This window comes from Sphingopyxis sp. H053 (assembly GCF_001468225.1).
In the GTDB taxonomy this organism is placed as follows: Bacteria; Pseudomonadota; Alphaproteobacteria; order Sphingomonadales; family Sphingomonadaceae; genus Sphingopyxis.
The window spans coordinates 1-19,310 of sequence record NZ_LNRU01000013.1 but is presented as its reverse complement, the minus strand read 5'-3'; the positions used below and the strand labels follow the sequence as shown (position 1 = coordinate 19,310).

Annotated in this window: 21 protein-coding genes; 10 read left to right on the top strand and 11 right to left on the bottom strand. The window is 65.5% G+C overall.

The window, feature by feature from the left end:
* The first annotated feature begins 87 nt into the window (after positions 1–87).
* The 7 genes from ATE70_RS20480 to ATE70_RS20450 are packed head-to-tail and all read left to right on the top strand — an operon-like array spanning position 88 to position 5,520.
* Positions 88–1,383 carry a spinster family MFS transporter gene (locus ATE70_RS20480; RefSeq protein WP_058539422.1) on the top strand — a complete coding sequence of 432 codons (1,296 nt, stop codon included), beginning with the start codon at positions 88–90 and terminating at the stop codon, positions 1,381–1,383.
* The gene (locus ATE70_RS20475; protein WP_058539421.1) at positions 1,380–2,267 is read left to right on the top strand and encodes an SDR family NAD(P)-dependent oxidoreductase; all 888 of its coding nucleotides are present in this window, start codon (positions 1,380–1,382) and stop codon (positions 2,265–2,267) included. Before ATE70_RS20480 ends, ATE70_RS20475 begins: the two co-directional genes overlap by 4 nt.
* 10 nt (positions 2,268–2,277) lie before the next feature.
* Positions 2,278–2,673: a nuclear transport factor 2 family protein gene (locus tag ATE70_RS20470; protein ID WP_058539420.1), complete on the top strand. Its 396-nt coding sequence runs from the start codon at positions 2,278–2,280 to the stop codon at positions 2,671–2,673.
* 11 nt (positions 2,674–2,684) lie between these two features.
* Complete coding sequence (locus tag ATE70_RS20465) at positions 2,685–3,332, top strand: carboxymuconolactone decarboxylase family protein (RefSeq protein ID WP_058539419.1); 648 nt, start codon at positions 2,685–2,687, stop codon at positions 3,330–3,332.
* The gene (locus ATE70_RS20460) at positions 3,329–4,243 is read left to right on the top strand and encodes an SMP-30/gluconolactonase/LRE family protein (RefSeq protein ID WP_058539418.1); all 915 of its coding nucleotides are present in this window, start codon (positions 3,329–3,331) and stop codon (positions 4,241–4,243) included. Before ATE70_RS20465 ends, ATE70_RS20460 begins: the two co-directional genes overlap by 4 nt.
* A gap of 47 nt (positions 4,244–4,290) precedes the next feature.
* On the top strand, positions 4,291–4,908 hold the full coding sequence (locus ATE70_RS20455) for a glutathione S-transferase family protein (RefSeq protein WP_058539417.1): 618 nt from the start codon (positions 4,291–4,293) through the stop codon (positions 4,906–4,908).
* A gap of 18 nt (positions 4,909–4,926) precedes the next feature.
* The gene (locus tag ATE70_RS20450) at positions 4,927–5,520 is read left to right on the top strand and encodes a VOC family protein (protein WP_058539416.1); all 594 of its coding nucleotides are present in this window, start codon (positions 4,927–4,929) and stop codon (positions 5,518–5,520) included.
* Between the two features lie 243 nt (positions 5,521–5,763).
* Here the strand turns inward: ATE70_RS20450 and ATE70_RS20445 are convergent, their stop codons facing one another.
* The gene (locus ATE70_RS20445) at positions 5,764–7,329 is read right to left on the bottom strand and encodes a long-chain-fatty-acid--CoA ligase (RefSeq protein ID WP_058539415.1); all 1,566 of its coding nucleotides are present in this window, start codon (positions 7,327–7,329) and stop codon (positions 5,764–5,766) included.
* Here ATE70_RS20445 and ATE70_RS20440 point away from each other — a divergent pair.
* Positions 7,310–8,467: a 5-methyltetrahydropteroyltriglutamate--homocysteine methyltransferase gene (locus tag ATE70_RS20440; protein WP_405053445.1), complete on the top strand. Its 1,158-nt coding sequence runs from the start codon at positions 7,310–7,312 to the stop codon at positions 8,465–8,467. The two genes, ATE70_RS20445 and ATE70_RS20440, sit on opposite strands and share 20 nt — an antisense overlap.
* Positions 8,468–8,550: 83 nt before the next feature.
* On the opposite strand, the gene ATE70_RS20435 is transcribed toward ATE70_RS20440, so the two are convergent.
* Genes ATE70_RS20435 through ATE70_RS20410 form a run of 6 tightly spaced genes read right to left on the bottom strand, consistent with a single transcriptional unit; the run spans position 8,551 to position 15,223 of the window.
* On the bottom strand, positions 8,551–9,207 hold the full coding sequence (locus tag ATE70_RS20435) for an alpha/beta fold hydrolase (protein WP_058539413.1): 657 nt from the start codon (positions 9,205–9,207) through the stop codon (positions 8,551–8,553).
* A gap of 35 nt (positions 9,208–9,242) precedes the next feature.
* The gene (locus tag ATE70_RS20430) at positions 9,243–10,163 is read right to left on the bottom strand and encodes an NAD(P)-dependent oxidoreductase (RefSeq protein ID WP_058539412.1); all 921 of its coding nucleotides are present in this window, start codon (positions 10,161–10,163) and stop codon (positions 9,243–9,245) included.
* Complete coding sequence (gene eno / locus ATE70_RS20425; protein WP_058539411.1) at positions 10,160–11,458, bottom strand: phosphopyruvate hydratase; 1,299 nt, start codon at positions 11,456–11,458, stop codon at positions 10,160–10,162. Before eno ends, ATE70_RS20430 begins: the two co-directional genes overlap by 4 nt.
* The gene (locus ATE70_RS20420) at positions 11,455–12,432 is read right to left on the bottom strand and encodes an aminoglycoside phosphotransferase family protein (protein WP_058539410.1); all 978 of its coding nucleotides are present in this window, start codon (positions 12,430–12,432) and stop codon (positions 11,455–11,457) included. The genes eno and ATE70_RS20420 overlap by 4 nt, the downstream gene beginning before the upstream one ends.
* A 1-nt stretch (position 12,433) precedes the next feature.
* A complete protein-coding gene (locus ATE70_RS20415) occupies positions 12,434–13,564 on the bottom strand; it encodes an alpha/beta hydrolase (protein ID WP_058539409.1) in 1,131 nt (376 codons plus the stop codon).
* 24 nt (positions 13,565–13,588) lie between these two features.
* Positions 13,589–15,223 (bottom strand): long-chain-fatty-acid--CoA ligase, encoded by a 1,635-nt coding sequence (locus tag ATE70_RS20410; protein WP_058539408.1) that lies wholly within the window; start codon positions 15,221–15,223, stop codon positions 13,589–13,591.
* Between the two features lie 146 nt (positions 15,224–15,369).
* Between ATE70_RS20410 and ATE70_RS20405 the strand changes: the two genes are divergently transcribed.
* A complete protein-coding gene (locus tag ATE70_RS20405; protein WP_058539407.1) occupies positions 15,370–15,819 on the top strand; it encodes a MarR family winged helix-turn-helix transcriptional regulator in 450 nt (149 codons plus the stop codon).
* Positions 15,820–15,828: 9 nt separating this feature from the next.
* Here ATE70_RS20405 and ATE70_RS20400 read toward each other — a convergent pair whose 3' ends face one another.
* Both ATE70_RS20400 and ATE70_RS20395 read right to left on the bottom strand, forming a co-directional pair.
* Entirely contained in the window at positions 15,829–16,404 is a 576-nt protein-coding gene (locus ATE70_RS20400) for an NADPH-dependent FMN reductase (protein WP_058539406.1), read from the bottom strand.
* A gap of 66 nt (positions 16,405–16,470) precedes the next feature.
* Positions 16,471–16,977 carry a MarR family winged helix-turn-helix transcriptional regulator gene (locus ATE70_RS20395; protein ID WP_056373752.1) on the bottom strand — a complete coding sequence of 169 codons (507 nt, stop codon included), beginning with the start codon at positions 16,975–16,977 and terminating at the stop codon, positions 16,471–16,473.
* A gap of 191 nt (positions 16,978–17,168) precedes the next feature.
* Here ATE70_RS20395 and leuD point away from each other — a divergent pair, with 191 nt between their 5' ends.
* Positions 17,169–17,753: a 3-isopropylmalate dehydratase small subunit gene (gene leuD / locus ATE70_RS20390; protein WP_058539405.1), complete on the top strand. Its 585-nt coding sequence runs from the start codon at positions 17,169–17,171 to the stop codon at positions 17,751–17,753.
* A gap of 9 nt (positions 17,754–17,762) precedes the next feature.
* On the opposite strand, the gene leuC is transcribed toward leuD, so the two are convergent.
* On the bottom strand, positions 17,763–19,175 hold the full coding sequence (leuC, locus tag ATE70_RS20385; protein WP_058539404.1) for a 3-isopropylmalate dehydratase large subunit: 1,413 nt from the start codon (positions 19,173–19,175) through the stop codon (positions 17,763–17,765).
* Positions 19,172–19,310 (bottom strand): acyl-CoA dehydrogenase family protein (locus ATE70_RS24965; RefSeq protein ID WP_331458525.1); only part of this gene is annotated, 139 nt, incomplete at its 5' end. The genes leuC and ATE70_RS24965, both read right to left, overlap by 4 nt.

Below are 19,310 nucleotides of genomic sequence, written 5' to 3'. Positions count from 1 at the left end.
GTCGTTACCGTAAAGCACATTGACAGATAAACTTAAATACCTAAGTATTTTTGGAACGAGAAGACTCGTGCGTTTTTGGAGAGTGTGATGACAGAGGCGACTGCCCTCGATGGAGGCGCCATAGCGCCCGACCGCGGCCTTGCCGTGCGCCGCAACGTCGCGCTAACCATGCTGTTCGTGGTCGGCACGATCAACTTCGTCGACCGCCAGCTTCTGTCGGTGCTCGTCGAACCGATCCGCGCCGAAATGGATTTCAGCGATACGCAGTTCGGGCTGCTCACCGGCCTTGCCTTCGCGCTTTTCTACGCCGCGATGGGCGTCCCCGTCGCGATGATCGCCGACCGCTGGAACCGCGTGAAGCTGATCGGCATTGCGTGCGTCGTGTGGAGCGGGTTTACCGCCGCGTGCGGCTTTGCATCGAATTTCTGGCAGCTCGCACTGATGCGCTTCGGCGTCGGTGCGGGCGAAGCCGGCGGCACCGCGCCGTCGCTGTCGGTCATCGCCGACTATTATCCGCCGGCGCAGCGCCCGCTCGCGATCGGTATCTTCACGCTCAACGGCCCGTTCGGCGTCTTTGTGGGCGCGACCTTCGGTGCCTGGGCCGCCGCGAACATCGGATGGCGCAACGCCTTCATCCTGATCGGCATCGTCGGCGTCATTGTCGCGCCGATCCTGATCTGGCTTGTCCGCGAACCCGCGCGCGGACAGATGGACGTGCAAAAGGCGGCCGACGAAGCCCTGCCTTTTTCGCAGAGCCTTGCGATGTTCTGGCGCCGCCCGTCGCTCCGTATGGTGATGATCGGGAGCGGCCTCGCCGCCTTTACCAGCTATGGCATGCTCAACTGGATTCCGGCCTTCCTGATGCGGACGCAGAAAATGCCGCTCGATGCCATGGCGACCTATTTCGGCCCGGCGGCGGGCATCACCTTCGGCATCGGCATCCTCGGTGGCGGCTGGCTGGTCAGTCACCGCGCGAAGGTGTCCGCGCGCGCCTATGGCACCATTCCGGCGCTCGCGACCGCCGTGTTGATCCCGACCTTCATTGCCGCGCTGCTCGTCGACAGCTGGCAGCTCTCACTCGCGCTGATGCTGATCCCGATGGCGGCGTGCACCGCCTATGTCGCGCCCGCGCTCGCGCTGGTGCAGAATCTCACGCCGCCGCGCAGCCGCGCGACCGCCGCCGCGGTGCTGATGCTGATGTTCAACATCATCGGCCTCGGGCTCGGTCCGCTGTTCGCCGGGATCGTCAGCGATAGCCTGAAACCCGATTTTGGCGACGGCAGCCTCAGATGGGCGTTGATGGCGCTGATGCCCTTCGCCGCCGCGGCGGGGATCGCGCAGTTCCGTATGACGCGTTATCTCGAGAAGGATTTCGCCGAATGACCGATGTCGCGGGGAAGACCGCCTTCATCACCGGCGGCGCGAGCGGAATTGGGCTTGCCACCGCCAGGGCGCTGGCGGCCAAAGGCGCATCTGTCATCCTCGCCGATATCGACGGCGCGGGCGCCGATGGTGCGGCCGAAACCCTGCGCGCCGAAGGCGCGAACGCCCTCGGCCTCCAGCTCGACGTCACCAGCGAGGACAGCTGGGCGGCCGCGGGCGAACAGGCGCGTGAATTCGGCCCGGTGCGCATCCTGTTCAGCAACGCCGGGGTCGGCGGCGGATCGGGGCCGTTCGAGCAATATGACACCGACGTCTGGCGCTGGAACTATGCGGTCAACGCGCACGCGCATCTTTATGCCTGTCGCACCTTCCTCGGCGACATGAAGGCGTCGGGTGAGCCGAACCATCTCATCCTCACCGCATCGATGGTCGCGATCGTGCCGCCGCCGATCTCGGTTGCGTACATCAGCTCCAAATATGCCACGCTCGGCATCGCGATGGCGCTGCGCAACGAACTCGCCGAAACCTGCGTCGATATCTCTGTGTTGATGCCCGGCATGTCGGCGACGCGGATTGTCGAGACGACGCGCGACCTGCGCCCCGTCGAGGTCGAGGTCGGCAAGGCTGCGGCGACGAGCCAGGCGATGCAGGGCGTGCTCGCGGGCGGCATGTCGCCCGAAAAGATCGGCGCGCGCGTCGTCGAGGCGATCGAAGCCGGCGACTATTGGATCTTCACCCACCCCGAATGGAAGGCGATGGCCGAGCTGGTGACGCAGGATATGCTGGCGTCCTTCGGCCCCTCGGCCGATCCGGCGTACCGGGGTGACGATATCGACGGGCTGATCGCCGCCAACGGCGGCCGCATGTTCGGCGCCAAAGCATAAGGAGAGAGACATGGCCGAAGAGAACGATATTCGCGCAATGGCGCAGCGCTTTTTCGACGCGATCGAGGCGGGCGACATCGAGACGATGCAGAACAGCTTCACGCCTGACGCCGAAATCTGGCACAACACCGACGAGCTGATCGTCACCCCGGCGCAGACCGCGCAGACACTGACCGGCATGGTCGCACGGATCAAGGACCGCGAATATGCCGAGCGCCGGCTGACCACCTTCCCCGGCGGCTTCGTCCAGCAGCATGTGCTGAAAGGCAAGCGCGTCCACGACGATGGCGCGGTCCGCCTGCCCTGCGCGATCATCTGCCAGGTCGAGGGTGGCAAGATCACGCGCCTCGACGAATATTTCGACAGCGCGCATGTTGTCGAATTCCGCAAATTCGCGAACGCCTGAGGAGACTCCCAATGCCCGTCCTGCGTCAGGTTCCCCGGTCGGAAGTCACCGACGAGACCGTCCTCGCCTATTACAACCGCCTGTTCGGCGAGCGCGACCCTGTTGCCGAGCCCGGCACCGCGACCGGCACGCCCGGCGACTGGTGGACGGTCTTCGCGCTGTCGCCCGATATCTTCGAACATGCGGTCAAGGGTTTCGCCGTCTATCGCAACCCGGCGCGCACGATCGATCCGGTGCTGCGCGAGCTCGGGCAGACGCGCGCGGGCTGGGTGAAGGGCAGCCAGTTCGTCTTTTCGCAGCATTGCAAGTCGCTCCGCGGTCTTGGCGTCAGCGAGGAGAAGATTGCCGCCATCGCGCACTGGCAGGTTGCCGATTGCTATGACGAGCAGGAGCGCGCCGTGCTCGCCTATGCCGACTGCCTTGCACAGGCGAGTGGACGGGTGCCGCTAGAAGTCTTCGACAAGCTCAAGACCTTCTGGAACGACGAGCAGATTTTCGAGTTCACCTACATCACCTGCCTCTATGACATGCATGCGGTGATCACCCGCGCGCTGCGCATGGAATATGACGCGCGCGAGGACCCGATCGTCGAGGTCGCGGCGCCCGAAGGCTTCAACGCCGCCGACTTTCTCAGCGCCCCGCGCCCAGCCAACGGATGAGTGGTTACGGCCCGCCTCAAGTCGTCGCGACCGGGCTGCGCTTTCCCGAAGGCCCGGTGCCGATCGCCGACGGCTCGGTGCTGCTCGTCGAGATCGCGCGCGGCACGCTGACGCGCGTCCTGCCCGATGGCAGCCTGTCGGTTGTTGCCGAACTTGACGGCGGTCCGAACGGCCTCGCGATCGGGCCCGACGGCGCGGCCTATGTGTGCAACAATGGCGGCTTCGAATGGATCGAGGCGGGCGGCCTGCTGTTCCCCGGTCACGCCGCGCATGCCGAGGCGTGCGGGTCGATCCAGCGCGTCGACCTGACCACCGGCGCAGTGACGACGCTTTACGACGGCTTCGAGGGCGAGCGGCTCAAGGGGCCGAACGATATCGTCTTCGACGAGGAGGGGGGTTTCTGGTTCACCGATCATGGCCAGGTGCGCGACACCGGCCGCGACCATGGCGCGATCTACTACGCCGCCGCCGACGGATCGAAGATCAGCCGCCAGCGCGCCGACATGATGGGGCCGAACGGCATCGGCCTCTCCCCCGACGGCAAGACGCTCTACGTCAGCGAGACGATGACCGCGCGCGTCTGGGCGATGGACATCGCGGCGCCCGGCGAACTCGCGCCGCCACCACCGTGGGCGCCTGGCCGGTTCGTCGGCACCCCGCCGGCCTTTCGTCTGCTCGACAGCATGGCGATCGAGGAGAGCGGGCGTATCTGCGTCGGCACGATGGTCGAGGGCGGGATCACGATTTTCGACCCCGTTGGGGACGGTTCGGAGTTCGTGCCGCTGCCCGATGTCGGGATCACCAATATCGCGTTCGGCGGTGCCGATCGGCGCGATGCTTATATTACGGCGTCGACGACGGGGACGCTATATCGTGTACGTTGGCCGCGCCCCGGGTTAATCGTCAACTAAGTTGACGGTTAACCCGCAAGATGATAAAGAGACGGGGAGAGGGTAAGATGAAATTCTATAACAGCGTTGGCCCCAACCCGCGCGTCGTGAAGCTTTTCATGGCTGAAAAGGGTATCGAGATCGCCGAGGTCAGCGTCGACCTGCGCGGCGGCGAGAACCGGCGTGCGCCATATAATGTCGATGTGAACCCCGCCGGACAGACCCCCGCGCTCGAACTCGACGACGGCAGTTTCGTCTGCGAAGTCACCGCGATCTGCGAATATCTCGACGAGCGTTTTCCCGAGCCGACGCTGATCGGATCGACGCCCGAAGAGCGCGCCACGACGCGCATGTGGACGCGCCGCGTCGACCTCAAGATTTGCGAGCCGCTGACCAACGGCTTCCGCTTTGCCGAGGGCCTGACCTTGTTCGAGTCGCGGTTGCGCTGCCTGCCCGAGGCCGCGCCGGGGCTGAAAGCAACCGCACAGGACGGGATCGAATGGCTCGACGGGCAGATCGCCGGGCGCGAATTCATCGCGGGTGACGCGCTCAGCCTCGCCGACATCATGCTCTTCGCCTTTCTCGATTTCGGCGCGACGGTCGGCCAACCGATCGATCCCGCCTTCACCAATGTCGGGCGCTGGTACGAGCGGATCAAAAGCCGCCCCAGCGTCAACGCAAACTGAACCACAAGGAGACGGATCATGGCTGCAGCAAATAGCGAATTCGAATTCTGCGGGGTCAATCACCTCGCGCTCGTGTGCAAGGATATGGCAAGGACGGTCGAATTCTACCGCGACACGCTCGGCATGCCGCTGACCAAGACGATCGACCTGCCCGGCGGCCGCGGCCAGCATTTCTTCTTCGATATCGGCAATGGCGACAGCCTCGCCTTCTTCTGGTTCCCCGATGCGCCCGAAGCCGTTCCGGGCATCTCCGCCCCCGCGGCACTGCCAACGCGGGGCAGCTTCGTGTCGGCGCACGGGTCGATGAACCACATCGCAATCAACGTCCGTGCCGACAAGTTCGACGATTATTACCAGCGGCTGATCGCCAAGGGCATCGAAGTGACCCCAGTGCTCAACCACGACGATTCACCGATGCAGGCGTCGGCCGAGCTTCACCCCGGCGTCTTTGTGCGCTCGGTCTATTTCTTCGACCCCGACGGCGTGTGCCTCGAGTTCGCGGCGTGGACCAAGGAATTCGACGAAAGCGACGTCGCGCACGATCCGGTGCAGGCCGACGGCACGAAGCGCGAAGGCTTCATCACCGGCCGCAGCCCGGTGCCCGCCGAATAGACATTCCCAAAAGTACACTGGGAACTCCTCCTGGACCCGGCCTTTTGGCCGGGTTCTTTTTTGCGTGGAGGCTGGCGGGTTGGCGACCCATAGCCGAGCTCTCTTTCATCGTCACCCCGGACTTGATCCGGGGTCCCGCTAGAAGTCGAAGCCAGCCGATGCCTCAAAAAGCGGGATCCCGGATCAAGTCCGGGATGACGAAAGAAGGGGGCGGCAGTTTACCACCCTGAGCCGACATCCCGGCTACCCCACGGCGCGATCGCGCCCTTCCCAATAAGGCGCGCGCAATTCGCGGCGGAGCACCTTGCCCGACGGGTTGCGCGGCAAGGTCTCGATGAACTCGACGCTCTTGGGAATTTTATACGCGGCGATCCGTTCACGCGCCCAGGCAACGACATCGGCAGGGTCGAGCGTCGCGCCCGCGGCTGGTACGATCAGCGCCTTGACGCTCTCGCCCCATTTGTCGTCCGGCACGCCGATCACCGCGACGTCGGCGACCCCCGGACAGCCCATGATCGCGCTCTCGACCTCAGCCGGATAGACATTCTCGCCGCCGGACACGATCATGTCCTTGATCCGGTCATGGACGTAGTAAAATCCGTCGGCGTCGCGATAGCCGACGTCGCCGGTGTGGAGCCAGCCGCCCGCGAGCGTCTCTTCGGTCGCCGCGACGCGGTTCCAATATTCCTTCATCACGATGCCGCCACGGATCGCAATCTCGCCGATCTCGCCCTCGCCGAGCTCGCGGCCATCGCCGCCCAGGATCGCCATCGCGGCGCCGGGCCAGGGCTTGCCGCACGAGGTGAGCTTGCCGGGCAGGTCGTGCGCGCTCGGCGAAAGATAGGAGCCGCCGCCGGCCGACTCGGTCATGCCGTAAAATTGCACGAAGTCGCAGCCGAAGGTCCCGCGCGCGCGGCGCAACACATCCTCGGCGATCGGCGACGCACCATAGGCGATCGACTTGAGCGCGGGATAGGCGCCACTGTTCGCGTCGGGCTGGAGCAGCATCATCTGGATCATCGCGGGCGCGAGGAAGGCGTGCGCGACCTTCTCCTCGCGCATCATGCGCACCGCGTCGGCCGCGGTGAAATCCTTGACGAGCACAAGCCGCCCGCCCTGCGCGAGCCCCGAAAAGCTGACGTTCGTGCCCGCGACGTGGAACAGCGGCATGACGATCATCACCGTCTCGTCCTCGCCATAAGCAAAGCCGTCGACCTCGGTCGCGGCCTCGAGGAAGGTGCGGTAGTTGGCGTTGGTGAGCACGACACCCTTCGGCAGGCCGGTCGTCCCACTCGTATAGAGCTGGAGCACATCGTCGGTGAGCTCAGGCGGATCGGCGAGCGGGGCGTCGGATGCATCGCCGAGCCATGCATCAAACGGCTCGAACGCGGGGTGTTCGCCATAAAGCGCGATCAGTTTGGGCGGCGACGCCAGATCGGCAACCGCAGCGAGCGCGCAGTCGAAGAAATCCTCGCCGACGAACAGCAGTTTCGGTGCGGCGTCGCCGAGGATGAAGCCGATCTCGGCCGGCGCGAGGCGGCAGTTGATCGGCGCGAAACAGGCGCGCGCACGCGCGGTGCCAAAGAAGAGCGGATACCAGCTGTCATGGTTCTTGGTCAGCGCCGAGATGCGGTCGCCCGGCGCGATACCCGACGCGATCAACGCATGTCCGACGCGGTTCGAGCGCGCGTCGAGCGCGGCAAAGCTCGTCTCGCGCTCCCCGAATTTCACTGCAGTCGCCTGCCCCCGCGCCCGCGCCTGCGCCGCGGGAATATCCGCCAGCGTCCGGATGGCCTCCAGATCGATCATTTTGCTCTCCCAACCGTCGTTTCGACTTGAATTAGATAGAATACTAAGCAAATGTTTGGCCAGCCCAAAAATGAGAGGAATGGCTTTGTTCGACCACCCCATCCTGCCGACAACGATCGTCGGAAGCTACCCCCAGCCTGACTGGCTGATCGACCGCGAGCGGCTGAAGGCCAGCCTGCCCCCGCGCGTGCGCGCCGAGACGTTGTGGCGCGTCCCCGAACCCTGGCTCGCCGACGCGCAGGAAGCCGCCACCTTGATGGCGATCCGCGATCAGGAAGAGCTCGGCATCGACATCGTCGGCGACGGCGAAATGCGCCGCGAAAGCTATTCGAACCGCCTCGCGACCGCGCTCTCGGGGATCGACCGCGAAAAGCATGGCACCGCGGTCGACCGCACCGGCAACGCGAACCCGGTGCCGCTCGTTTCGGGCCCGATCCGCCGCGTCGCGCCGATCGAGGCGCAGGATGCGGCCTTCCTCCGCCGCCATTCAACCAAGCCGGTGAAGCTCACCCTGCCCGGCCCGTTCACGATGACGCAGCAGGCCGAGAATGGCTATTATCCCGACGCGCGCGCGCTCGCGATGGACTATGCCGATGCGGTCAATGCCGAGGTGAAGGATCTGTTCGCAGCGGGCGTCGACGTCGTCCAGCTCGACGAACCCTATCTGCAGGCACGCGCTGCCGAGGCGAACAGCTATGCGATCGAGGCGATCAACCGCGCGCTCGACGGCGTCGGCGGCACGACCGCGCTCCACATCTGCTTCGGCTATGCGATGGTGCATCATGGCGCGGGCGCGACGGGGCCGAAGCCCAAGGCCTATGACTTCCTCGCCGAACTTGAGGCGTCGGCGATCGACGTGATTTCGGTCGAGGCGGCGCAGCCCGGGCTCGATCCCGCGATCCTTGCCGAACTCCCGACCAAGACGATCATGTACGGCGTGCTCGACCTGTCGATCCCCGAGGTCGAAACGCCCGAGGTCGTCGCGGGCCGCATCCGCGAGGCGCTGCGCTATGTCGACGCCGAGCGGCTGTGGATCGCGCCCGATTGCGGGATGAAATACCATAGCCGCGAGCATAGCCAAGCGAAGCTCAAGGCGATGGTCGACGGGACCGCGCTGGTGCGGGCGGAGTTGAAGTAAAACTCATTCGTCATTCCCGCGAAAGCGGGAACCCAGCGATCTGCCGTAGCAACTGGGTTCCCGCTTTCGCGGGAATGACGAGGTTATTGATCCACGAACGCGGTCAACAACGGCACCACAACCTCCGGCGCCTCGACCGTCGGCAAATGCCCTGCCCCTGCCACAACTTCGAGCCGCGCCCCCGGGATGGCCCCCAGAATCTCGTCATGATGCGCGCGGCTGGTGATGCCGTCCTTCTCGCCCCAGATCAGCAAGGTCGGCACCGCGATCTCGCCGAGCCGCGGGCGGCTGTCGATGCGTGCCATGATCGCGCGCTGCTGCGCGAGGAAGGTGTCGGCGCCGGTATCGGCCGCCATCTGCCGCGCGATACCAAGCAAGCGCGCGTCGCTGCGCTTTTCTTCCGGGAACAGGATCGGGATGCGCTCCTCGACCACCTGGTCGAACTGGCCGCTTTCGACGAGATCGATATAGCCCTGCCGCCGCGCGGTCTGCGCCGGGCCGTCGGCCGACGCCAGTGTCGAGATCAGCGCAAGCTTCGCCACGCGTTCGGGCGCACGCCGCATCACCTCAAAAGCGACGAAGCCGCCCATCGCGTGCGCGATCAGCGCGAACCGCGGCGGCGCATTGTCGAGCAGGCGCTGCGCGAAGCCCTCGATCGTGTCGTCGCTGCGGTTGTCGGCGACGGTCACCTCGCGATCGCCCCAGGCATCGAGCAACGGCTGCCACACGGCGTCGGTCAAAAGCTGACCGGTTATCAAAGCAATAGGGAGAGACATTAGACCACCTGATGAAGAAGGGTTTCGCCCGCCGCGAGACGGCGGCAATTTTCGTGCGCGACCGTCAGGCTGCGCACAAGCGTTTCGGGCGTCAGCCATGCGATATGCGGCGCGAGCACGACGCCCGGCAAACCGAGCAGCGGATTGCCGCGCGGCAGGGGTTCTTCGGCGAAAACATCGAGGCCCGCGCCGCGCAGATGGCCCGAGGTCAGCGCCTCGACCAGCCGCGCCTGATCGACCAGCTCGCCGCGCGCGGTGTTCACAAGCACCGCGCCCTTCTTCATCGCGAACGGATCGACGCTCGCGCGGGTCTCGTCGGTGAGCGGCATATGCAGCGAAACGATATCGGCTTCGGCGATCAAGTCATTGAAAGAACGATATTCATATGGGCAGTCACGGCGATTGCGCGCGGTGTAGACGACCTTCGCCCCGAGCGCCGCCAAGACCGGCGCGAGCAGCTGCGCCGAATGGCCGAAACCCACCAGCCCGACTGTCCGGCCCGCAACCTCCCCCACGCTGTCGAGTTCGGACGGGTCGGCCGTCCACCCCTCGCCCGCGCGCGTGCGCGCATCGAAAAAGCAGGTGCGACGCAGCACCGCCATCATCAACGACAGCGCCATTTCGGCGACCGCCTGACTGTTGGTGCCGGGCATGTTGCACACCGCGACGCCATGACTGCGCGCCGCGTCGAGCGCGATCGTGTTGACCCCAACGCCAAGTTTCTGGATCAGTTTCAGGTTCGGCGCCGAGGCGATGAATTCCGGGGTTACGGGCGTCAGGACGTGGAGCAGCGCGGTGATTTCCGGCGCCACCTCGTCGAGCGGCGCCGCCTCATCGACATGCACGACGACGCCGGGGCCGAAGATCGCATCGACGGCCTCACGGAATCCCGGGCTCGGCCGGGCGTGCAGGACGATCATGCCGCCACCCGGCCGATCGATCCGGCGAAGGCAGAGAAGCCCGCGAACTCGGCGTCGCCGCCCATCGCTTCCTCGATCCGCAGCATTTCGTTCCACTTCGCCATGCGCTCGGAGCGCGTGAAGCTGCCGACCTTCAATTGCCCGGCGTCCCAGCCGGTCGCGAGATGCGCGATGGTGACGTCCTCGCTCTCGCCCGAGCGCGCCGAGACGATCGCGCCCCAACCGCGCCGGGTCGCGGCGTCGAGCGCCGCCTTCGCCTCGGTGACCGTGCCGACCTGATTGACCTTGATCAGCGCGGCGTTGCACACCGCCGCATCGCCCGCGCGTTCGACGCGCGCGGCGTTGGTGACGAGCACATCGTCGCCGATGATCTGGACCCGTTCGCCGATCGCCGCGGTGACCGCCGCCATCGTCGTCCAGTCGTCCTGCCCCGCCGGATCCTCGATCGACAGGATCGGATAGCGTTTCGCCCAGTCGATAATGCGCGCCGCCATCGCCTCGCCCGACAAGCGTCCGTCGTCGAGCGCGAGATTATAGCCGTCGGCATCGCCCAATTCATTCGCCGCGATGTCGAGCGAGATGAACACATCCTCGCCCGCGCGGTGCCCGCTCGCCTCGATCGCCTTGGTCAGCGTGCCCAGCGCATCCTCGTTCGACGCGAAATTCGGCCACCAGCCGCCCTCGTCGGCAACCCCCGAGAGCGGACCCTTGGCCTCCATCAACTTGCCCGCGGCGCGATAGACATCGTCGGTGATTTCGAGCGCGCGGCGGAAGCTACCCGCCTTCGGGCACATCACCATGAAGTCCTGCACGTCGGTGCGCCGCCCCGCATGCGCGCCGCCGCCGAAAATCTGGATTTCGGGGAGCGGCACGCGCACCTTTTGCCCGCCCGCGAGATAGCGCCACAGCGGTTCGCGCGCATCCGCCGCGGCGGCGTGGAGCACCGCCATTGACACCGCGACGACAGCATTCGCGCCAAGCCGCGCCTTGTTGGGCGTATTGTCGAGCGCGCAGAGCGCCGTATCGATGGCGGCCTGATCGCGCGCATCCATGCCCGTGATCGCGCCCGCAATCTCCGATCCGATTCCCGCTACCGCCCGATTGACGCCAAAGCCGCCGAACGCTGCACCGCCGTCGCGCAGGTCGATCGCTTCATGCGCGCCGCGCGAGGCACCCGCGGGGGCGATCGCCCTGCCGACCGCACCCGATTCCAGCACGACTTCGGCCTCAACGGTGGGCCGACCGCGCGAATCCCAGATCTGGCGGCCGGTGACAGAGGCGATACGCGAAGTCATACAAGGTTCCTTTTCCAGTTGGCGACGAGCACGTCGATCGGCGACGGCGCGACAATGAGTGTCCGTGCCTGATCGCGCACGACGCGCTTGTGTTCGGGGTCGGTGAGATATGGTGCGGGCGACTTGCCCTCGACGCGCGCGAGAAGCAGCGCCGCGGTGAGCTTGCCCGCGCGGAGCAGAAGGCCGTCGACATCCTCCCAATCGACCGCCGAGCGATACGCCGCAACGAGCGCCGCAGCGGCTTCGTTCAGCCGGGCATCGCCCGACCACACCGCCTTCAGCAGCAGATGCGTTGTGCAGAAGGCGACGTCGAACGCCGGGTCGCCATAAACGGCGCATTCGGCATCGAGAAACACCGGACCGTCGCTGCTGACGAGGATATTCTTGGGGCTGACGTCACCGTGGACGAGCGCGATCTTGCGCGACGATAGGTCGTCGGCAAGCGCGCGCAAGACCGGCGCCAACTCGGCGTCATGCTCGGCGACGTAGATCAGGAAGGGATCGACGCGCAGCGCGCGGAACATCGCGTCGTTCGGAAAGGCATCGCGGTCGGCCGAATTGTTCGCTGTCGCGGCGTGGACAGCCGCAACCCCCCGGCCCACAGCGGCGGCGAAATCAACATCGACCCGCCCGGCCATCAGCTCGTCCTTCCACACCGGGCAATCGGGGAGGAAACGCATCGCGAAGCCATAGCCGGGCAGTTCGGCGAGCACCTCAGGTGCCATATGCGCATCGACCCCGCGTGCGCGCCGCAGCCAGCGCACTTCGCTCTGGCCGCGTTCGATCGGCGCGTGCCATTCGGCGGCGACGCGAAGCTGTTCGAGCGGACGTTTGACGACGATCGGGCCCGACGGCGTCTCGACCTTCCATACGTCGCACGACACGCCGCCGGTCAGCGGTTCGAGGACGACATCGCCCTCGCCCACCAGCCCGGCGTTGCGCAATCCGTCGATGATGTCGGCGTCGGCCGTCACGTCACAGCTTCTCCCGGATCCACGCGCCGACGAGGTCGGCGGCGTTCTGCCGTTCTTCGATCGAGTCCTCGAAGTAATGCGCGCCGGGGATCAATTCGAGCTTCTTGTCGGTCGAGCCGAGGAAATCGAAGATCTTGCGCGCGTCGCTCGGGAATACGCCGGTGTCGGCGGTGCCCTGTACGACGAGCGCGGGCGTGTCGTGCTTGGCAAGGTGCGGCTGCCCCTGACACGGCGAGGTTTCGAGGCTCCACATGTTGAGCCACGTCTTGATCGTGTTCGCGCGCCCGATGCTCGGCGTGCGGTTCGCGATCGCGGGGTCGCCGCGATAGCACCAGTTGGGCTTGCGGTCCGACGGGTCGATCGCGGGATCGACGCAGCGGATATCGCCCCAGCACCGGAACATCGGGAAAATGCGGTCGGGAATACCGGCATCGTTCAGCCGCTTCAGCTCGGCCTTTGCCCAGTCGGTGATGCGCTGGTTGCGCGCGCGCTGCGCGGCGCGATATTTCGCGATGAAAGCGTCCGAATAAGGCGGGCCATTGTCGGGGTTGAACGGGTCGAGTTCGGGGTCGGTCAGCGTCGGGTCATTTTCGTCGATCACCGACGCGTCCATCCAGTCGGTGAGCACTTCAGGGCGCCCCTGATGCGCATTGAAGCTGATATACAGGTCGCCCTTGATCAGCGACGCCAGCGCATCCTGTCCGACCGAGGGCAAGCGGTCGGTCAAGGTCGGCGCGATCGCTTCGGCCTGATAGGCGCCCATCAGCGATCCGCCGCCCGAATTGCCGAGGATGACGATCTGCTCGACCCCGGCCTCTTCTTTCAGCCACTTCATCCCAACGCCGATGTCGAGCACCGCATGTTCGAGCAGGAACTGATCCTCGACCCCGCGATAACGCGTGTTCCAGCCGAGGAAGCCGAAACCCTGCCGCGCGAAATAAGGGGCGATATAATGTTCGGCGAAGTCGACATTATAGTGGGTCGCGATGATCGCGACCTTCGGCCGCTTGCCCGCCTCGGTCCAATAGATGCCCTGACACGGGTGCCCGCCCGCCTGAATGCGCGGCGCCGTTGGCGACACCAGCCCGACAAATTGCGCGTCCAGTCCTTCGATCCCATTCGGGTCCATCATAGTCTCTCCTGTTTATGGTTATGGTCAGCGGGTGACTTCAAAAGGCAGCTCGTATCCCTCAAGTCCCGCGCGGATCGCTTTCTTGTCGATCTTGCCCGTCGGCCCCAGCGGGATTGCCGCGACGAACAGCACGTCGTCGGGCATCCACCATTTGGCGATCTTGCCGTCGAGGAAGGATTTGAGATCATCGGCGGAGGCGTCGGCGCCCGGCTTCAACTGGCACAGCAGGATCGGCCGCTCGTCCCATTTCGGATGCGCGACCCCGACGACCGCGGCGTTGGCGACGGCATCATGCCCCATCGCGATATTCTCGATCTCGATCGAACTGATCCACTCGCCGCCCGACTTCACCACATCCTTCGCGCGGTCGGTGATCTGCATATAGCCTTCGCCATCGATCGTGCTGACGTCGCCGGTGTCGAAAAAGCCCTCATCATCGAGCACGTTGCCGCCCTCGCCGCCATAATAGGCGCCCGCAATTGTCGGCCCCTTGACCATCAGCCGCCCCGGCGTCTTGCCGTCATGCGGCAGACGGTTACCCGCGTCGTCGACGAGCTTCATGTCGAGCCCGCAAAGCAACCGGCCTTGCTTGAGCTTATACGCCATCTGTTCGGCGTCGGATTTCGCCGCGACCGCGGCATTGGGCACCGACACCGTGCCGAGCGGCGAGGTTTCGGTCATGCCCCAGCCCTGGATGACGTCGACGCCATAATCGTCGCGGAAGGTGCGGATGATCGATTCGGGGCACGCCGAGCCGCCGATCGTCACGCGCTCGAGCGTCGTGAAACGCTTTCCATTTTCCTGCATATATTGCAGCAACATCTGCCACACTGTTGGCACGGCGGCTGAGTAGGTGACGCCCTCCTGCTCGATCAGATTATAGATCGATTCGCCGTCCATCCGCTGCCCCGGCAGGACGAGCTTCGCCCCGACCGCGGGCGCCGAATAGACGACGCCCCACGCATTGGCGTGATACATCGGCACGACGAGCAGCACCGTGTCGCGCGCCGACAAGCCGAGCGCGTCGCGCTGCAGGGTCATCAGCGCATGGATATAGTTCGATCGGTGCGAATAGAGCACGCCCTTGGGATTCCCGGTCGTGCCGCTGGTGTAGCAAAGCCCGCACGCGGCATTTTCGTCGAACCCGCCCCAGACATATTCGGCAGGCTGCCCGGCGATCCAGTCGTCGAAGGCGGTCGCGGCAAAGCTGGTTTGCGGCAACGAAGCGCGGTCGCAGAAAAAGATCACCTTTTCGATCGACGGCACCTGCGGCAGCAATTGCTCGACCAGCTCCGCGGTCGCCGGATCGGCGATCAGCAGCCGGTCGCCCGCATGGTTCGCGATATAGGCGATCTGTTCGGGAAACAGCCGCGGGTTGAGCGTGTGGAGCACCGCCCCCATCCCCGCCGCGCCGTACCAGGCGGCAAGGTGCCGCGCGCCGTTCCACGCCATCGTCGCAACGCGGTCGCCGGGCTTGATCCCTTCGGCCGCCAGCGCGTTCGAGACGCGCTTCGCGTCGGCATGAACGTCGGCCCAGCTCGAACGGGTGACGCGCCCCTCGGCATCGCGCGACACGATCTCGCGCGCCCCGTGCCAATTCGCCGCATGATCGATGATCCGGTCGACCGTCAGCGGCACATTCTGCATCAACCCGTCCATGCGACTCTCTCTCCATTCTCGTTGCAATAGATAGTATGCTAAGTATTTTGCCTTTGCAACGCCGCTCTGCCTTGCTTCGCTCGCCCTGCTCTTCTAGCTTGCTGACGTCGGCACCCCGCCGGCAACAGGGGCATATCATAGCGTCCATGCGCACCAACCAGCTTATCATCGCGCTTTTCCAGCGCTTCTGCTGGCTCGACGAAGGGCTTCAGGCACGGCTCCACGACCATGGCTGGCCCGACGTCAACCGCCCGCAGTCGATGGTGATGACGAATATCGTCAGCGGTATCGTGCGTCCGTCGGACATTGCGCGCAACCTGGGCATATCGCGGCAGGCGATCCACAGCACGATCAACCAGATGGTGAAGCTCGGCATCGTGCAAATGGACGTCGATCCCGCCGATCGCCGCCACATGGTCGTGTCGCTGACCGACCTCGGCGCGCGCATGCGCAAGGACGCGCAGCGCTCGATGGACGATCTCACCGCGCAAATCGCGGCCAAGCTGGGACAGGACAAGTTCGACGCCCTGCTCGCGGCGCTCGAAGCCGACTGGGGCGACAATATCGACCGCCCTGTCGCCGCCCCGCGCCGTTAGGGTCAGGACCTAGGCCGACAGCGCCTTCGCGACCGCGATCAGCCGTCCGGCGGTCATTTCGACCAGCGACGCCGGCAGCGGCTCCTTCAAGCTGCCATCCTCGGCGAAGGCGGCGTGCGCGTTCGGCACCAGCACCTGTTCGGGGATCACCAGCATCTGGATCGTCGACAATATCTGGCGTAAATGCATCAGCCCACGGAGACCGCCGAACGGGCTGATCGACGCCGACATGATCGCCGCCACCTTGCCGCGATAGGCGGTCAGCGCGACCATGCTCTCGTCGCCGGTCGGGCGCGATGCCCAGTCGATTGCGTTTTTGAGCAACGGTGTGAGCGAGCCATTATATTCGGGGGAGACGAAGAGCAGGCCGTCCTGCGCGGTGAAGAGCGCCTTAAGCTTCAGCGCGTCGGACGGAAAATCGTTCGCCTCGCGCGCCGCCGAATAGAGCGGCAGGTCGAACGCTGCGAGATCGACCCGCGTCACGCTTGCGCCCTGCGCTTCGAGACTGGCCGCGGCGACCTCGCCCAATGCGCGGTTGAACGATCCCTCGCGGGTGCTGCCGACGATGACGGCGATGCTGGTCATTTTCCCTCCCGGACAATATAGTTAGAATGCTAACTTATTGTCCGGGTGCGCGGCAAATGCAAGCGATCAGGCCTTGATGTCGGAAAGCACCGCGAGCTTGCGCGTTTCATCGCCAAGATTGTCGATGACGCGGCGCATCAGCCCCTGCAGCACCTCGACCTCTTCGTCGGTCATCCCCTTGGTCGCGATCTCGTGAATCTCGGCGTTCATCGGCGCGAGGATCAGTTCGAGCTTTTTCGCATGCGGCGTCAGGTGGATGAAAGTCTTGCGGCGGTCGTCGGCGGTCTTCCTGCGCGTGATCAGCCCGGCCTTTTCCAGCCCCTTGAGCGCGACGACCGTTGTCGGTTCGCGCATCCCGACGCGTTCGCTGAGTTCGCGCTGGGTGATGCCGTCCTCGCGCCACAGCTGGCGCAGAAACCGCCACTGTCCTGCCGAGACGTCGTGCGTCAGCGTGCGGCGTTCGAGCAGCCGCGAAAAGGAGCGGAAGACGACGCGCGCCAGATAACCGATGCTGTTCTCGGGATCGGTATAATATTCGGCGGGATGTCGGTAATCCTGTGGTTTCTTTGCCAAAATCCTGCTCCCCTGTCGCGGTCCCCGGCGCCGGGCGCTGACCCGCGCGATTGCGAACCTTAGGACACGAAGATTCGCGCGGCAACTGTCTTCATCGCCATCCTGCGCCGTATCGCCCTTCCAACCCCGCGATAATGTTGGACAAGATCGGCCGACCCATTTACTTAGAATACTAAGTTAATGGAGGCGATGTGCAAAAATTTACCCGGATGAAAGCGGTCGCGGCCCCGCTGCCGCTCGCCAATGTCGACACCGACATGATCATCCCTGCGCAATATATGAAGTCGCTGACCCGCACGGGCCTTGGCAAACATCTGTTCCGCGAGCTGCGCTTCGTGGACGATGGCAGCGAACGCGGCGACTTCATCCTCAACCGGCCCGCCTGCCGCGAAGCCGGGATTCTTGTCGCCGACCGCAATTTCGGCTGCGGATCGTCGCGCGAACATGCGGTATGGGCGCTCACCGATTTCGGCATTCGCTGCGTCATTGCGCCAAGCTTCGGCGATATCTTTGCCGGGAACGCCCGCAAGAATGGCCTGCTGCTGATCCGCCTGCCCGACGCAACATGCGCGCGGCTGCGCGACGAAATCGCGCTCGCCCAATATGCGCCGGTCGAGGTCGATCTGGATGCACAGCAGATACGGCTCGCGTCGGGCGAGGCGATCGATTTCGCGATCGATCCCGATGATCGCCGGATCCTGATGGAGGGGCTCGACGACATCGCCCGCACGCTGCGCCACGCCGATGCGATCGCGCGGTTCGAAGCGGCGCTCTAGAGTCTCACCCTAGCGCGGCACTTCGGGCGCCGCGATGCAGCCCGCAATCGCGCTCGCCGCCGCGAGCGCCGGGCTCATCAAATGGGTGCGCCCGCCGCGCCCCTGCCGGTTCTCGAAATTGCGGTTCGACGTCGCGGCGCAGCGCTCGCCGGGCTGCAGCCGGTCGGCGTTCATGCCGACGCACATCGAGCAGCCGGGCTCGCGCCAGTCGAACCCCGCGTCGCGCAGGACGCGGTCGATCCCCTCTTCCTCGGCCTGCCTTTTGACCAGCCCCGACCCCGGCACGACCATCGCGCGAACATGCGGCGCGACGCGGCGGCCGCGCACGACTTCCGCCACGATGCGCAGATCCTCGATCCGGCTGTTGGTGCAACTGCCGATAAACACGCGGTCGAGCCGCAATCCGGCGATCGGCACGCCCGGCGTCAGGTCCATATAGGCAAGCGCGCGTGTCGCTGCGCCGCGCGCTTCGGCGTTCGTCAGCGCGGCCGGATCGGGAACGCGTCCGTCGATCGGGGCAACCTGCGACGGGTTTGTGCCCCAGCTCACCATCGGCCGGACATCGCGCGCATCGACCCGCATTTCGCGGTCGAATAACGCCGCATCATCGCTTGCGAGAGCCGCCCAGCGCGCGCGCGCGGCATCCCACGCCTTCCCCGTCGGCGCCGCGGGCCGACCCGCCAGATAGGCGAAGGTCGTCGCATCGGGCGCGACCAGTCCCGCGCGCGCGCCCATTTCGATGCTGAGATTGCACAGCGTCATCCGCGCCTCCATCGACAGCGCCCGGACGGCTTCGCCGGCATATTCGACGACATGCCCCCCCGCGCCGTCGACGCCGATTACGCCGAGCAGGTGGAGCGCGAGATCCTTGGCATGGACATGCGGCGCGAGCACGCCATCGACCGTCACGCGCATGTTGCGCGACCGGCGCTGGCGGATCGTCTGCGTCGCCAGCACATGCTCGACCTCCGACGTGCCGATCCCGAACGCCAGCGCCCCGAATGCGCCATGCGTCGACGTGTGGCTGTCGCCGCAGACGATCGTCATCCCCGGCTGCGATCGTCCCTGTTCGGGCCCGACGACATGGACGATCCCGCCGCGCGGATCGCCCATCGGGAAATTCTCGATCCCGAAATCACGCGTGTTGCTGACCAGCGCTTCGAGCTGCGCGCGCGCTTCGGCATCGGCGACCCCGCCGGGCCCCGCCGCCTGCCCCGCCGTCGGCACATTATGATCGGACAAGGCGAGCGCGCGCTCGGGACGCCGCACCGCGCGCCCCGCCGCCGCCAGCCCGGCGAAGGCTTGCGGCGAGGTCACCTCGTGGAGCAGGTGCAGGTCGATATAGAGCAAAGTCTCGCCGTCATCCTCGGCGACGGCGTGCGCATCCCATATCTTGTCGTAAAGCGTGCGGGGCCGGTTCACAGTTTCCCGATCGTCTCGCGCCGCGGCCCCATATATCCGAACAGATAGGCGGCGACCTTTCGCATCTGGATTTCCTCGGCGCCTTCGGTGATGCGGTATCGGCGGTGGTGGCGGTAGATGTGCTCGAACGGCTTG

Bases quoted from the DNA above. Each gene is read 5' to 3' on its own strand.
- ATE70_RS20480 (WP_058539422.1), top strand. From the start codon at position 88: ATGACAGAGGCGACTGCCCTCGATGGAGGCGCCATAGCGCCCGACCGC.
- ATE70_RS20475 (WP_058539421.1), top strand. From the start codon at position 1,380: ATGACCGATGTCGCGGGGAAGACCGCCTTCATCACCGGCGGCGCGAGC.
- ATE70_RS20470 (WP_058539420.1), top strand. From the start codon at position 2,278: ATGGCCGAAGAGAACGATATTCGCGCAATGGCGCAGCGCTTTTTCGAC.
- ATE70_RS20465 (WP_058539419.1), top strand. From the start codon at position 2,685: ATGCCCGTCCTGCGTCAGGTTCCCCGGTCGGAAGTCACCGACGAGACC.
- ATE70_RS20460 (WP_058539418.1), top strand. From the start codon at position 3,329: ATGAGTGGTTACGGCCCGCCTCAAGTCGTCGCGACCGGGCTGCGCTTT.
- ATE70_RS20455 (WP_058539417.1), top strand. From the start codon at position 4,291: ATGAAATTCTATAACAGCGTTGGCCCCAACCCGCGCGTCGTGAAGCTT.
- ATE70_RS20450 (WP_058539416.1), top strand. From the start codon at position 4,927: ATGGCTGCAGCAAATAGCGAATTCGAATTCTGCGGGGTCAATCACCTC.
- ATE70_RS20440 (WP_405053445.1), top strand. From the start codon at position 7,310: ATGGCCTCCAGATCGATCATTTTGCTCTCCCAACCGTCGTTTCGACTT.
- ATE70_RS20445 (WP_058539415.1), bottom strand. From the start codon at position 7,329: ATGATCGATCTGGAGGCCATCCGGACGCTGGCGGATATTCCCGCGGCG.
- ATE70_RS20430 (WP_058539412.1), bottom strand. From the start codon at position 10,163: ATGATCGTCCTGCACGCCCGGCCGAGCCCGGGATTCCGTGAGGCCGTC.
- eno (WP_058539411.1), bottom strand. From the start codon at position 11,458: ATGACTTCGCGTATCGCCTCTGTCACCGGCCGCCAGATCTGGGATTCG.
- ATE70_RS20415 (WP_058539409.1), bottom strand. From the start codon at position 13,564: ATGATGGACCCGAATGGGATCGAAGGACTGGACGCGCAATTTGTCGGG.
- ATE70_RS20410 (WP_058539408.1), bottom strand. From the start codon at position 15,223: ATGGACGGGTTGATGCAGAATGTGCCGCTGACGGTCGACCGGATCATC.
- ATE70_RS20405 (WP_058539407.1), top strand. From the start codon at position 15,370: ATGCGCACCAACCAGCTTATCATCGCGCTTTTCCAGCGCTTCTGCTGG.
- ATE70_RS20400 (WP_058539406.1), bottom strand. From the start codon at position 16,404: ATGACCAGCATCGCCGTCATCGTCGGCAGCACCCGCGAGGGATCGTTC.